The sequence below is a fragment of the Archaeoglobus profundus DSM 5631 genome, assembly GCF_000025285.1.
Lineage (GTDB): Archaea > Halobacteriota > Archaeoglobi > Archaeoglobales > Archaeoglobaceae > Archaeoglobus_B > Archaeoglobus_B profundus.
The window spans coordinates 1,389,865-1,403,889 of the sequence record NC_013741.1 but is presented as its reverse complement, the minus strand read 5'-3'; the positions used below and the strand labels follow the sequence as shown (position 1 = coordinate 1,403,889).

The following is a 14,025-nucleotide window of genomic DNA, read 5'->3' as shown; positions in this document are numbered from 1 at the left end:
AAGCTATGGTAAAGGTTTAAGCTTGTAAGCGAACTTTCTCCATGAAAGATGTTGTAAAGAGTTGGCTTGTTGAGGAAGGGATACTGAAAGCTGAAGTTCCGGATGAGAATGCTGAATGGCACTTCTTAGTTGAGTTTCCTCCTAACTCGAAGCAGATGTGCGATGTGATCAAGTTAAAACATAAGGACATTGTTTTGGTCGTGAGTGGAATAGTTTTAAGTGATGATCATTACAAAGCTCTTCATTCTCTACCCGAAGAGAAGAAGAGAGCCTTGATACACAGATGGAAGATAGATTTGCTCTTCAGAAACGCTGAATTCAGAATGATTCCAGATGCTGAAAACGTTAAGCAGATTGAATTTCAAGTTCCCTTGTATTTGGAAGAACTTACGAAGTCAGAGCTAATGAAGGCCTTGAGAGAAGTTTTCAAGTGTAAGCTTTACATAATCTGGAGCGTTAACTACGAGTTCGAAAAGAGAAAAGATTTGGATGCTATGTATCTCTAGCTTTTAGCTTTCGCTTTCTTGCTCTTGAGCTTCTTCAACCTAATGATGCTCTCTCTATCCTGCTCTTCAAGCTTGAACGATATGAACTTCGCCGCTTCTTCCATCGTCGGAATTACTCTGTATTCAAGAGCGTTAACTCTTCTCTTTGTCTTTTCGATTTCCTCAATGAGTCTCCTTACCGTTGTTTCAACTTCGGCAACCTCCAATATTGCATCAACAAGCTCTTCGTAAGCTTGAACTGCTTCATCGATTCTTGCTGTCGTGCCGATTATACCATACTCTCTCTCAATAGCGCATTTGATGATTTTCTCCTCTCTTTTGATAACCGGAACCACGACACCCATGATGTTCTTCTTCATCATGACGAATTGTGGTTCGCACTGTCTTGAAAGTGCAATTGACTTAACAGCGACGATACCATCGACAGCTATTGCCAAAGCCAACTTCTGCTGAGCCTTTTCGTATTTCTCGGCCATTCCACCAATAACCTTCTTAGCCTCTTCTAAGAGCTCTCTGAATTCCATTATAAGACCGTCTCTCTTCTTCTTAAGCAGATCGTGTCCTCTCTTAGCCATCTTTATCCTTCTCTTGAGCTTAATTAGTTCCATTCTCGTTGGCTGAACCTTAACAATCGCCATATAATCACCCTAAACAAAAGAAAGAAAAAGTTAGGCCGCTTCACCTTCTTCAGTAGCAGCCTTCTTCCTGTACTTCGGATGGTACTTCTTGATATACTCTGGTCTGATCTTAGTAAGCTCTTCTTCTGGCAGAATTGCAAGGAGCTCCCAACCTAAGTCCAATGTGTACTCGATGTCTCTGTCCTCGTACTTACCCTGATTGACGAATCTTCTCTCGAATTCATCAGCGAACTTGAGGTACCTTCTGTCTCTCTCTGAAAGCGCCTCTTCACCGACGATAGCCACTAGACCTCTCAGATCGACACCTTCTGCATAGGCTGCATACATCTGGTCGTTCCACTCCTTGTGATCTTCTCTTGTCATTCCTGGACCGATACCTTCCTTCATCAACCTGCTGAGCGATGGAAGTACGTCGATAGGTGGATAGATACCCTTAGCATGCAATTCTCTGCTCAGAACGATCTGACCCTCCGTAATATATCCTGTCAGGTCCGGGATCGGATGTGTTATATCGTCACCGGGCATCGTTAAGATTGGCATCTGCGTGATTGTACCCTTCCTACCTCTAATTCTACCAGCTCTCTCGTAGATTGTAGCTAGGTCAGTGTACATGTAACCCGGATATCCTCTTCTACCCGGAACCTCTTCTCTAGCAGCCGAGATCTCCCTCAAAGCCTCACAGTAGTTGGTCATGTCAGTCAGAATAACTAGGATGTGGTAGTCGTATTCGTAGGCAAGGAACTCTGCAGCCGTTAACGCCATTCTCGGAGTAATCAACCTCTCGATAGCTGGGTCGCTAGCCAAGTTCAGGAAAACGACAGCTCTCTCCAAAGCACCAGTCCTTTCAAATTCTTTCATGAACTGGTGAGCTTCCTCATACGTGATACCCATAGCAGCGAAGACTATAGCGAACTCCTCTTCTTGTCCTCTAACCTTAGCCTGTCTTGCGATCTGCAGAGCTATATCGTTGTGTGGCAAACCGGAACCGCTGAAAATCGGCAACTTCTGACCTCTAACCAATGTGTTCATTCCGTCGATAGCTGATATACCGGTCTGAATGAACTCTCTTGGATACTGCCTTGCGTACGGGTTGATAGCAGCACCGATTATGGGTCTTCTCTCCTCTGGAACTATCTTAGGACCTCCATCAATTGGCTCACCAGAACCGCTGAGGATTCTACCGAGCATGTCCTTTGAACAGTTCAGCTTAACTACATCTCCCGTAAACCTAACGCTGCACGACTTGTCTAGACCTCTCGTACCTTCGAAAACCTGAACGACTACAAAGTCCTTAGCAGTATCGAGCACCTGACCTCTTCTCGTTGATCCGTCTGGTAGTGTAATCGTAACCAATTCACCGTAAGCTACAGGCTCAGTCTTCTCCAAAAAAACTAAAGGACCGGCAATGTCCGTTATCGTCTTATACTCCTTACCCATAAATCACCACCTCACTCACCCAAGAGGTTCTTTCTAATCTCCTCCAAAGCTTCCTGGAGGAGTGGCTTGTAGTCCTTCTCGAACTTGACTCTTGCAAACTTCTCCTTACCCTTCACTGCAATTATCTCTTCAACTGGCTTTCCTCTCTCTAGAGCCTGGAACATCCAGTCGTTGATCATCTTTATACCCTTGAGCATGTCGTACTGCTTTTCGAGTGGGCAGTATGTGTCAACTGGGTCGTAAGCGTACTGGATCAGGTAGATTTCTCTGATCATTCTCGCAACCTCAAGCAGTACTCTCTGAGCATCTGGCAATGCATCGCTACCGACCAACTGTACGATCTCCTGTAGGTTAGCTTCCTCCTGCAATACTTCCATTGCCCACCTTCTCAGTTCACCCCAGTCCGGTGCTACATTCTGCTCGAACCACGGTCTCAGTATGTCAGCGTAAAGGCTGTAGCTCTGTAGCCAGTTGATGGCTGGGAAGTGTCTTCTTGCAGCGAGCTTAGCATCAAGCGCCCAGAAGACCTTTACAATTCTCAAGGTGTTCTGTGTTACAGGCTCAGAGAAGTCTCCACCCGGTGGTGAAACTGCACCAACGACAGTAACACTTCCGATGTGACCGCTCAACGTCTTAACTCTTCCAGCTCTCTCATAGAACTCAGCAATTCTTGAGGCTAAGTAGGCTGGATAACCTTCTTCACCGGGCATCTCTTCAAGTCTACCGGATATCTCTCTCATCGCCTCAGCCCATCTGGATGTGGAATCAGCCTGAATAGCTACATCGTAACCCATGTCTCTGAAGTACTCTGCAATGGTAATACCGGTATATACTGAAGCTTCTCTTGCAGCTACGGGCATGTTCGAAGTGTTTGCGATCAGGATTGTTCTCTCCATCAGGGGCTTTCCAGTTCTTGGGTCCTCAAGCTCTGGGAACTCTTCCAGTACTTCAGTCATCTCGTTTCCTCTCTCACCGCAACCGATGTAGACGATAACCTGTGCATCAGCCCATTTTGCAAGTTGATGCTGTGTAACAGTCTTACCACTTCCGAATGGGCCGGGAATGGCAGCAGTTCCACCCTTAGCTACCGGGAAGAACGTATCGAGGATTCTCTGTCCCGTGATCAGAGGAATCTCGGGCGGTAGCTTCTCCTTGTAAGGTCTCGGTATTCTAACTGGCCACTTGTGGTACATCTTCAACTCAATGCCGTTGTCCAAAACTGCAATGGTATCTTCAACCGTGAAATCACCTTCGTAGATTTCAACTATTGTACCGCTTACGTTTGGTGGAACGAGGATTCTGTGCTCGATCATCGATGTCTCCTGAACTGTTCCTATTATCTCTCCACCATTCACCTTGTCTCCCTTCTTGACAGTCGGCTTGAAGTGCCACTTCTTCTTCCTGTCTAAGCCGGGAGCTTCGATTCCTCTGCCAATGAAGTCACCACTAACCTCTTTCAAAACGGGCAGTGGCCTCTGGACTCCATCGTAAATCGTGGTAAGCATTCCCGGACCAAGTTCAACACTCAAAGGCATTCCTGTGTTTACTACCTTCTCTCCAGGTCTTACTCCAGATGTATCCTCGTAAACCTGAATTAGGACTTTGTCACCTCTTATACCTACAACCTCACCCATCAAACCTTCCTCACCGACTTTGCAGACGTCGTACATCTTTGCCTTCAAACCTTCAGCTACCACTAAAGGCCCTGAGATTCTGTAAATCTCTCCAACCGAACCTACCGTCCTCACTTCCATAGGTCAACACCTATCGCCCTTCTTATCTTCTCCCTAATCTCCTCAACCGCTCCAACACCACCAACAGCAACAAACGTGGGAGTGACTCTCGCATCTATCTCCCTTCTCAACGTGTAGGGCAACTTCTTAAGATCGTCATACTTTATGACAACAACACCTATATCATCCCTATTCAAAACATCCTCAACAGCTTTAACGATCTCCTCGTCACTACTAACCTCGTAAACATCCCTAATACCCACAAGCCTAAATCCTAAAGTGAAATCCGGATCACCTATTACCGCCACCTTCATAGTATCACCAGCTGTGCCTCAATTTCCTCGTTGGGCACGTTATTCCACTTACCCCATCCCAAAGTTCTTAGGTTATCTACTTCAATCTTCTTCAGTATCATATACTGTAGCACAGGTAATATAGATAACGGATAGTTGCTAGCCCTCTTAGCTACTTCTTGCATCCAAACCTTGTCAAACTGTATCTCTACTCTTGAAAGCTCTTTGTCCGTTATTTCAATGCCCTTACCGAACCAGTATCCTTCGAGAGCTTTTGTTAACTCGTCCCAAGGCATAGCTGCGAGCTTTGCACATTCATCTTCACTCAATTCGAATCCTCCAGGTATAATCCTCTTCATGATCTCGTCAACTGGCGTATCCTCCCTCTTAAGCCTGAGGACTGTCTTGATGTTCTTTATATCAACTTCCATCTTGATGAAGTCGACAAATAGCTTTAGAGCTAGTTCACTCGGCCTCATTGAAAGAATTCTGCGGTAATAGACTTTGTAAAGCTCGTCTTCAATCTCACTAAGACTTGCCTGTCCTATCTTGGACAGGTGCTCGTAGTAAGGAGTGCCTTCGAATGTTTTAATGATCTCATCGACATCTTTTGGAAGCAAGGTCTTCCAGAACTCGAGTGTGTAACTACCGACTGGGACCAACGCCTCCTCAATCTCTTCTGGGCTTACACCGGCCAACTTACCCTTTATTATTGTTAAGAGATTCCAGACATCCCATCTCTTCAGGAATTCAGTTATTATCTCTTTGGCCAAGCCGAATGAGACATCCTGAATTTTCTTGTATGTCCTGCCTAAGTTCAAAGACAACGCGTAATCCAGAAGTCTTGGTCCGCTGTACTTGTAGGCAAGTTCGTCGATCTCCTTCTTGTAGACGGTCTCTTCAAGATACCTTACGATCTCATCAAAGCTCATGTTGAGAAGTTTCTTGTACTCCTCGCTGGGTATGAGGTTCCTTTTCATTACTTTTACCCTTGCAACTATATACGCCCAAGTAGCGTGCTTTCCCGTCAGCGAAAACATAGTTATCACCCGAAGAGGATCTTAGACACTTCACTCATCTTCTGCTCGTAGAGGTTGTTTAACAACTCATCGAAGGTTAAGTTAAGTCTGACCTCACCATCCTCACTCTCTAATACAACACCTCCCAAACACTCGATGTTTCCACCGTACTTGACATCGAGCTTGAGCTCCTGAATTATTGACTTTACCAAATCTTCGTCGTTTTTGTTGGAATATACGACCATTCCGGGCTGAGCATAATTCTTTAACAGGGATTCGATTATCTTCTTTCTAGTTTCGATGTCCATTTCCTTAATCCTCTGCTTCAGAGCTTCAAATACAGCATCCAAGATTTCTTTCTGCTTGTTTAGCATTTCTCTCTTCATCTCAAGCTTTACACTTGAGATTTCTTGCCTTCTCAGTCTTTCAGCTTCTTTCTCAGCATCCTCCTTAGCCTTCTCAATTATTTCCTCAGCCTTAGCTTTAGCTTCAGCAATTATCCTTTCAGCCTCCTTCTCTGCCTCCTCCTTGATTCTCTGAACTTCCTGCTTTCCCTTTTCGTAAATCTCGTTAATCACGCTTTCAAGTGCCATCGCAGACACCCTGAAAATTTGTTTTTAGCCGTAAGCGAACATCAGTATGAAGCTAATGACCAATCCGAAGATGACGATTGTTTCTGGTATAACTGTGAACAGCAGTCCCAGACCAAGGAATCCTCTGTCCTCTGCTATCGCTCCTACCGCAGCAGCTCCAATTCCACTCTCACCAGCTCCAGCACCAATACCAGCCAAACCTACAGCTAAACCAGCTCCTATCGCCGCACAACCCTTTATAAACGCTTCATCACTTATCAAAGCCTCCACCATTCACACCACCTCATCCTAACCACTTAACCAAATCCTCAAACTTATACCCAAACAACAATATCAAAGCCATTATGGTGAATCCCACCGCCATTCTAAATGTAGATACCAGCCAGTAATATCTAACAAACCTCTCAATATTCTTTTCACTTCCCAACTTCTCAGCAATTTTCAGCACGAATTTCTCGCCGATCATAGTTAAAAAATTTGGAAGTCGCTGTCCTTTAGCCGTAAGCGAACATCAGTATGAAGCTAATGACCAATCCGAAGATGACGATTGTTTCTGGTATAACTGTGAACAGCAGTCCCAGACCAAGGAATCCTCTGTCCTCTGCTATCGCTCCTACCGCAGCAGCTCCAATTCCACTCTCACCAGCTCCAGCACCAATACCAGCCAAACCTACAGCTAAACCAGCTCCTATCGCCGCACAACCCTTTATAAACGCTTCATCACTTATCAAAGCCTCCACCATTCACACCACCTCCTTTACTCTAAAAACTTCCTAATTCTACCAAACGGCTTGTACAACACACCACCACCCTCGAAGAACTTTGTGAAGAACTCAACGTAGTGCAATCGAAGTGACTGTAGACCTGGGTCAAGGATACCAAGTATCAGGTTGATCAAGTGTCCGAGCAATAGTACTATTATCGCGACTGGCAGTATTGCCATTCCTGGCGGGAACGCCATCTTTAGCGTTAGGTAGTTGAATACGTAGGCAAAGTAGACAGATGCAAGACCTATAGCGAGCAATCGAGCGAAGCTGAGTATCTGTCCGAACCATGTGAGTAACTCTACACCCATTATTATACCCATCGCACCCATCTTCGGAATCTCTGCTTTGGCGAAGAGTATGAACCAAACTATGAGCAAGGGTAGCGCTGCCAAGTAGAAGATGTTTACTCCAGCCTCCCAGCCTTTTACAAGTCCGGGTATCGGCAGTGGAACGCTTCTACCCTGTTCAACCGTGTAAGGTCCGAATACATACAGGTTGTCTGGCAACAACTTTCCAAAGCCTTCGGGTGGTGGTGCGGTGAAAATACCCAAGTTGTAGGCGAAACCGAATATGATGAAGCTCAAACCTAAGACACCCAAGAACCAGCATCCCTTCTCAAGCACTGCCTCCTTAATTCCATGTTCAACAGCCACATTTCTGAAACCTAATGCAAATCCCCATAGCAGTTTGAACATACCTATGACGAGCGTTATGAACAGCAGAGCTTTCACACCGAAAGCTTCAACTCTGTCAAAGATGGGGTGACCGTGATTGAATGCGTATATGGACGCCATTAGATCTCCGAACCAGTGTACTTCATGCGGCTTCAGACCTTCTCCAACTACAAACGGTCCGAAGCATTCACCGTAGATGAATCCAAATATTATCGATGCAATACCGGAGTACACACCAATGTTCAGGAGCCTCTGCCAACCCTCTGTCTTGAATATCCTCTTGAGATACAATGATATGGCCGTGATTATGGCTCCGTAACCGATGTCACCGAGCATTAAACCGAAGAACAGCGGGAAGAATATGGACATGATCCACGTCGGATCGATTTCATGATACTTGGGTATGGCATACGTTGTTGAAAGAACTTCGAAGTCTCTTACGTAAGCTGGATTTGTAAGCTTTGTCGGTGGGTTAAAGTTCTCTTTGTCCTCCAAAACTTCTACAGCAACCTTTCCATTGGTCTCGCTTTCAACCCTGCTCTTGAACTTCTCAAAGTCCTTTGCAGGAACGTATCCAACCGTTACGAATGCGTACTTGGATACGAGGGATCTTAAAGGCAGCTCAGACTTCTCAAGCTCCATGCTCAAGTACTCTTCGATAGCCAACATTAGATCTGCTTCCTTAGCCTTTGTCTCCTCAATTTCGGACTCAAGTCTCTTTATCTCCTCCTGAATTGAAGATGTCTCAGATTTTATTTCATTTATTCTTGCATCAAAGTCTTCAATGTCAGGAATAGATACCTCTCTAAATCCGCACTCCTGCAAGACTCTGAAGACATCTTCAGCGTAATCAACCTTAACGAAGACGGCAACAACGTATTCCTTTCCGTAGTCTTTAAGAATGGCTAGGAAATCGTCAGTAATTTCCTTAATCTTAGGTCTCGGATCAATCCTCACGAATCCAACAAAGGGTCTAATTGTCTTGTAGCCCTTCAATAACTTTGGCGGAATTCCCAAAGTCTTCAATGGCTCAAGCACTTTCAACTCTTCTTCCAAAGCCTTAAGCTTCTCCTGAAGTTCTTTTATCTTATCGATCTTAGCACCGACTTCGTTTCGATATTCTTCAAGCTTCGCATCAAGCTCCGCTGCAATTTCATCAACTCTGAATTTTCTCTTTGGGAAATACTTCTCCGGGTCAAGCTTTAGGTAGGACAGTATGCTTCTAAGCTGAACGAGTCTTCTTGAAACTCCACTGGCTTTTTCAAAAGGTTCGCCAAGCTTGAAATATTCGGTTTCAATTGGATCCTCAATGTGAAGGGCGTTTAGATCGTAGAGAATTTCGGATACTTTTTCAAAGTAATCTCTGGGACCTACTACAGAAACTTTAATCATCTTTTCGGGCTTAAGCATACTCGATCATCCCGACAAATTCTTTATACAAGAACTCAACAGCATTCTGCATATTTGACTTACCTTTTGATTCGATCTCCGAAATCTGTTTACTAAGCGAGTTCTTGACTTCTTGCTTCTCCTTTTCGATTTCAGCCTTAGCTTTTTCCAAAATTTCAGCCTTAATCTTCTCAGCTTCCTTTTCTGCATCTTCAATTATCTTCTTTGCTTCATCTTTTGCCTTGTTGATAATCTCCTTGGCCTCCTCTTTTGCCTTTGCAATGTCCTCTTCAACCTTCAATTCAGCCTCTCTAATTTTTTCAAGAACTTCCGTGCTTTCCATGCTTATCACCCTTTAGCGTTTTGAAGATTAAATATCTAAATGCTACACCGTCGCAAAGGATAACACACGTTAGAAGCGCTGAAGCTATATATTTAAAATTTGCTATTTTTCTCAATTTGGATAGTAAATATCTTAACGTTCTGTCTTGATTAACTATACTAATTGCCTTTGAGATCACACTGGAAGGTTCAATTTTTGAGCGCAGTAGAGGGACGGTATTTATCTTACCATTTTCGAAAGCTATAAATATGTTCAAAAAATTACTACATAATGGGCCGATAGGAATACAAGGCCCACGAGAGGGGTGTGTGGGTTATGGCGAGTGAGAGAAAAATAGATTGGAGCTCTCTATATAAAAAAGAGGACTGGTGGGCTCTGTGGCTTGGAATGCTGATATTCTTCCTCTGCCTTGCAGCAGCCTACGGCTACGACATAATGGGCTGGGTAGTCAAAGCAAGCGTCTGGATCGATCCAGCTAAGGCAATGGGTCCTGGCTCACCGAACTACGCTTATCTTGGCCCGATAGGATCGCTGATCGTAACTTGGATTGTCCTATTGATACTGACCACAATAGGAGCTGCAGCGATGGGATGGAAAGTGGGTAGATTTGCTGCTGGATTCACAGTAATATTCTTCATAACATGGATCTGTTGGATTATAGGACACAACGCTTGGATTGCTGCAACAAAGCCAGAACAATACGGAATACCGTGGTCAGCACACATGACTGGTGAAGCAGGATACATAGTAGCACTTATAGTCGGTTTAATAATAGGTAACGTATTCAAAGGGTTTGCAAACTGGTTGAAGGAAGCTGCAAAGCCTGAGTGGTTCATTAAGACGGCTATAGTTTTACTGGGTGCAGTTGTAGGTTTGAAAGCGCCATCTGTTCCACCAGAGATTCTTGCAAACTTCCTGTTCAGAGGTATCTGTGCTATAGTAGAAGCTTACCTGATCTACTGGGCGTTGGTATATTGGATCGCAAGAAGATACTTCGGCTTAACAAGGGAGTGGGCAGCACCTCTTGCTAGTGGTATATCCATCTGTGGTGTTTCTGCAGCTATAGCTACGGGTGGTGCAATCAGAGCTAGGCCAATAGTACCAGTAATGGTTGCATCTTTGGTCATAGTGTTCGCAGTTATAGAATTGCTGTTCATACCATTCTTGGCCGTAGAGTTCCTATGGAACCAGCCACTTGTAGCCGGTGCTTGGATGGGATTGGCTGTTAAGACAGATGGAGCTGCTGCAGCGAGCGGTGAGATCGTAGATGCTTTGATAACAGGATTGCACCCAGAGTTTGCACCACTTAAGGGATGGATTCTAAATGCAGCTGTTATAACAAAGATATTCATTGACATATTCATAGGTGTCTGGGCGTTCATACTGGCAGTCATATGGGTATACTACATAGAGAAGAGACCGGGCGAGAAAGTTGAGAAGTTGGAGATATGGTACAGATTTCCAAAGTTCGTCATCGGTTACTTCCTGACATTCTTCATAGTTATGCTAATTGCCCAAGCGTTCGTAGTTGGAGTTCCTTATGAACAGTACGCTGAAGCATTGGCGCCACTAAAATTAGCTGTAAGCAGTGAGATGAACAACTTCAGAAGGATATTCTTCGCTCTGACGTTCTTCAGCATCGGAGTGATTTCAGAATTCTCAACGCTGAAAAAGGAGGGACTCGGAAGACTTGCACTAGTGTACTTCGTCTGCCTCTTCGGATTCATACTGTGGATAGGACTGTTCATAAGCTGGTTGTTCTTCCACGACGTCCACTGGTTGTTCTTGAGGTGATGTAAATGGAGAAAGTAGTTAGGAAGGAAACTTGCCCGAACTGCGGAGCGCTGGCAGACGTTGTTGAAATGGAGGATAGAACAGTACTGAGATGTCCAAATTGTGGAAGAGAATACACCATAATGGGCAAAGAGGAGATACTCCCCGTTGAAAAGAAACTCGTCGGTATAAGCCTAATACTGGCAGTAATCCTATTGGCAATACTGTACTACATAAGCTGGTCGATGATAGCACACGTAACACCTTAATTTTTTCCTTAAATTTTTAATCCTCGTGTTCGGCTATTCTTCATGGAGGTTTCATTAAGATTGAGGTTTGAATTCTCGTGGATTGCAGAGGGAAACGGTTTGGTAATTCGTGCAGACACTTTGGATGAATTAGATAAAGAGATTGCGAAAGAACTGAAAAAGTTGGGGTATAAAGGAACTGTGAAAGTCCACATGAAGTTTGATTACGAAACAATTCCCCAATGGATTAGGCAGTTTCATCCACACTACTTCAATAGAACGGTCGTCCTAAAAATCGATTAAGTTTTTAATGTTGCATAGGACAAGAGTTATGCCAGATTTCGAAATGTATTTCGAATACGTAGACAAAAGCTATGAGCCGAGCGAAAGAGATTTGATTGCCGTTTTTAGAGTTAAACCATCAGAGGGTTTTAAAATAGAGGATGTTGCTGGTGCAATAGCATCTGAAAGTAGTACGGGAACTTGGACAACTCTCTACGATTGGTGTGATAAAGATAGAATAAAAAAGTTGAGTGCAAAGGCTTACGAATTTATAGATTTAGAGGATGGATCTTGGATTGTTAAAATAGCCTATCCCGTAGAACTTTTTGAAAGGGGGAGTATAACATGCTTACTAGCCTCGATAGCGGGAAACATATTTGGAATGAAAAGGGTAGCCGGTTTGAGGCTTGAAGACGTCTACCTACCAAAAGAGTTCTTAAAATATTTTGAAGGACCTAACTTTGGTAAAGATGTTAGAAAAATATTCAAAGTTTACGATAGACCAATCGTAGGAACAGTTCCGAAACCTAAAGTCGGATACACACCAGATGAGGTTGAAAAGTTGGCTTACGAGCTTCTCAGCGGTGGAATGGATTACATCAAGGACGACGAGAATTTAACAAGTCAGGACTTCTGCAAGTTTGAAGAAAGAGCTAAAGCGATAATGAAAGCCATAGATAAAGCTGAGAGTGATACCGGAGAGAAAAAAGTCTGGTTTGCAAACATCACTGGAGACGTTAAAGAAATGGAGAAGAGAATGAAAATAGTTGCTGATTACGGTAACCCCTATGTCATGATTGATGTTGTCATAGCTGGATGGAGCGTTCTTAAATACATGAGAGAGCTGGCAAACGACTACGGATTAGCCATTCACGCTCATAGAGCGATGCATTCAGCTTTTACGAGAAACAGATACCACGGAATATCGATGTTCGTTTTAGCTAAGCTCTACAGAGTGATTGGTGTCGATCAACTTCACATAGGAACTGCAGGTTACGGAAAGCTTGAAGGGGGGATGTGGGAGGTCGTTCAGTATGCAAAGATACTCAGGGAAAGCAGTTACGTGCCAGATGAGAAGGACATCTTCCACATAAAGCAGGAGTTCCACCACATAAAACCAGCAATGCCAGTTTCATCTGGAGGTTTACATCCGGGTAACGTAGCTGGAGTTATAGATGCCCTAGGAGAGGACATAATCATTCAGGTTGGTGGTGGTGTTATGGGTCATCCAGATGGACCCAAGGCGGGAGCTAAGGCTGTAAGGCAGGCTCTAGAGGCCATAAAGCTCGGAATTCCACTCGATGAGTATGCGAAGGATCATAAAGAATTGGCGAAAGCTTTGGAAAAGTGGGGTTACGTGAAGCCAGTTTAAACTCCATAAGCCTTATAGCAGGTCTTACAGCAGTCTGGAAGTGGAGGAATTTCTGTTGGAAGAACCGACCACATTACAGATTTCCTCCTTTCAAAGATTTTTCTAAAATTCGAGTAACTCTTCCAAGCCTTCTTATCCCCAACCTCTCCGAAGTAAACTTTCTCAATTTCTACAATTTCTCCTCTAAAGACCCTTACAATCTTATCGGACTTCGTTGGTAAGTGTAGGTAGACACAGGGAGTGATTTGACCATCATAGGTTACTAAGCAGTTGTTAATGGGATCTTCAGCACATACAAGAACCTCCTCCATTCTTATCGGCTTTACAGTAAGCTTTACACCAAGTTTTTCAGCAACAACCTTTGCAGTCTCAATGGGAGTTTCATCAACACTTTGAAGGAATATTGCCTGATTTTCAAGCTCTTTTGAAGGTATGTAATCCAAGTTGTTTGCTATAACTTCCTTAGCTCCAACCTCCTTCGCTATCTCGACTATCTGAGGCAGCTCTTGATATGTGTCCTTCAACATCATAAAAGCTAAAGTAACTGGAACCTTTGAAGAAACCGCTTTTATCTTCTCTTTTAACTCCTCTAAACTGCACCTCCTTATCCTTTTATGCTTCTCCTCATCTGCACTTGCAATGGAGACTGTAAGGTAGTCAAGCTTTTCGATCTCCTTAAATTCATCCAATAATAGTCCATTCGTTGTTAAACCAACTCTGCAATGTTTCTTAGCGATTTCAATCATTTCACCTATGTTGGGACTCAGAAGAGGCTCTCCCCAGCCCTGAAGGTGTGCGAAATCGAATTTCTTAAAAGGAATTTTTTTGAAAGTCTCCAAATCCATGTCTGCGTTTATCCAATCTTTCCTAAACACCGTGCGAGGGCACATAACACAGCTTAACTGGCATTTCGTAGAAACTTCAACTTGAACGAACTTCATGATACAATTTGCTCAGT

The 14,025-nt window shown here is 43.9% G+C and carries 17 protein-coding genes; 5 read left to right on the top strand and 12 right to left on the bottom strand.

Features of this window, described 5'->3' with window-relative positions:
• The first annotated feature begins 41 nt into the window (after positions 1–41).
• On the top strand, positions 42–506 hold the full coding sequence (locus ARCPR_RS08245; RefSeq protein ID WP_012941030.1) for a DUF2299 domain-containing protein: 465 nt from the start codon (positions 42–44) through the stop codon (positions 504–506).
• Here ARCPR_RS08245 and ARCPR_RS08240 read toward each other — a convergent pair.
• Genes ARCPR_RS08240 through ahaH form a run of 11 tightly spaced genes read right to left on the bottom strand, consistent with a single transcriptional unit; the run spans position 503 to position 9,392 of the window.
• On the bottom strand, positions 503–1,144 hold the full coding sequence (locus ARCPR_RS08240; RefSeq protein ID WP_012941029.1) for a V-type ATP synthase subunit D: 642 nt from the start codon (positions 1,142–1,144) through the stop codon (positions 503–505). The two genes, ARCPR_RS08245 and ARCPR_RS08240, sit on opposite strands and share 4 nt — an antisense overlap.
• A 30-nt stretch (positions 1,145–1,174) precedes the next feature.
• A complete protein-coding gene (locus ARCPR_RS08235) occupies positions 1,175–2,581 on the bottom strand; it encodes an ATP synthase subunit B (RefSeq protein WP_012941028.1) in 1,407 nt (468 codons plus the stop codon).
• Between the two features lie 11 nt (positions 2,582–2,592).
• The gene (locus ARCPR_RS08230) at positions 2,593–4,335 is read right to left on the bottom strand and encodes an ATP synthase subunit A (protein WP_012941027.1); all 1,743 of its coding nucleotides are present in this window, start codon (positions 4,333–4,335) and stop codon (positions 2,593–2,595) included.
• A complete protein-coding gene (locus ARCPR_RS08225) occupies positions 4,326–4,628 on the bottom strand; it encodes a V-type ATP synthase subunit F (protein WP_012941026.1) in 303 nt (100 codons plus the stop codon). Before ARCPR_RS08225 ends, ARCPR_RS08230 begins: the two co-directional genes overlap by 10 nt.
• Entirely contained in the window at positions 4,625–5,647 is a 1,023-nt protein-coding gene (locus ARCPR_RS08220; RefSeq protein ID WP_012941025.1) for a V-type ATP synthase subunit C, read from the bottom strand. The genes ARCPR_RS08225 and ARCPR_RS08220 overlap by 4 nt, the downstream gene beginning before the upstream one ends.
• Positions 5,648–5,652: 5 nt before the next feature.
• On the bottom strand, positions 5,653–6,219 hold the full coding sequence (locus tag ARCPR_RS08215; protein ID WP_012941024.1) for a V-type ATP synthase subunit E: 567 nt from the start codon (positions 6,217–6,219) through the stop codon (positions 5,653–5,655).
• Between the two features lie 24 nt (positions 6,220–6,243).
• Positions 6,244–6,492, bottom strand: a complete 249-nt coding sequence (locus tag ARCPR_RS08210; protein ID WP_012941022.1) for a H+transporting two-sector ATPase subunit C — start codon at positions 6,490–6,492, stop codon at positions 6,244–6,246.
• Positions 6,493–6,502: 10 nt separating this feature from the next.
• On the bottom strand, positions 6,503–6,685 hold the full coding sequence (locus ARCPR_RS08205; protein ID WP_012941023.1) for a hypothetical protein: 183 nt from the start codon (positions 6,683–6,685) through the stop codon (positions 6,503–6,505).
• A gap of 28 nt (positions 6,686–6,713) precedes the next feature.
• Entirely contained in the window at positions 6,714–6,962 is a 249-nt protein-coding gene (locus tag ARCPR_RS08200; RefSeq protein WP_012941022.1) for a H+transporting two-sector ATPase subunit C, read from the bottom strand.
• A 14-nt stretch (positions 6,963–6,976) separates the two neighbouring features.
• Positions 6,977–9,070 (bottom strand): V-type ATP synthase subunit I, encoded by a 2,094-nt coding sequence (locus ARCPR_RS08195; protein WP_012941021.1) that lies wholly within the window; start codon positions 9,068–9,070, stop codon positions 6,977–6,979.
• The gene (gene ahaH / locus ARCPR_RS08190; RefSeq protein WP_012941020.1) at positions 9,063–9,392 is read right to left on the bottom strand and encodes an ATP synthase archaeal subunit H; all 330 of its coding nucleotides are present in this window, start codon (positions 9,390–9,392) and stop codon (positions 9,063–9,065) included. Before ahaH ends, ARCPR_RS08195 begins: the two co-directional genes overlap by 8 nt.
• Positions 9,393–9,707: 315 nt before the next feature.
• On the opposite strand from ahaH, the gene ARCPR_RS08185 reads away from it, so the two are divergent.
• Genes ARCPR_RS08185 through rbcL form a run of 4 tightly spaced genes read left to right on the top strand, consistent with a single transcriptional unit; the run spans position 9,708 to position 13,067 of the window.
• Positions 9,708–11,186 (top strand): YeiH family protein, encoded by a 1,479-nt coding sequence (locus tag ARCPR_RS08185; RefSeq protein WP_012941019.1) that lies wholly within the window; start codon positions 9,708–9,710, stop codon positions 11,184–11,186.
• A 5-nt stretch (positions 11,187–11,191) separates the two neighbouring features.
• On the top strand, positions 11,192–11,434 hold the full coding sequence (locus ARCPR_RS08180) for a hypothetical protein (protein WP_012941018.1): 243 nt from the start codon (positions 11,192–11,194) through the stop codon (positions 11,432–11,434).
• A 42-nt stretch (positions 11,435–11,476) separates the two neighbouring features.
• Positions 11,477–11,716, top strand: a complete 240-nt coding sequence (locus tag ARCPR_RS08175; protein ID WP_012941017.1) for a DUF5395 domain-containing protein — start codon at positions 11,477–11,479, stop codon at positions 11,714–11,716.
• A gap of 28 nt (positions 11,717–11,744) precedes the next feature.
• On the top strand, positions 11,745–13,067 hold the full coding sequence (gene rbcL / locus ARCPR_RS08170; protein WP_048084952.1) for a type III ribulose-bisphosphate carboxylase: 1,323 nt from the start codon (positions 11,745–11,747) through the stop codon (positions 13,065–13,067).
• Here rbcL and ARCPR_RS08165 read toward each other — a convergent pair.
• The gene (locus tag ARCPR_RS08165) at positions 13,064–14,008 is read right to left on the bottom strand and encodes a radical SAM protein (protein ID WP_012941015.1); all 945 of its coding nucleotides are present in this window, start codon (positions 14,006–14,008) and stop codon (positions 13,064–13,066) included. The two genes, rbcL and ARCPR_RS08165, sit on opposite strands and share 4 nt — an antisense overlap.
• Positions 14,009–14,025: the final 17 nt, after the last annotated feature.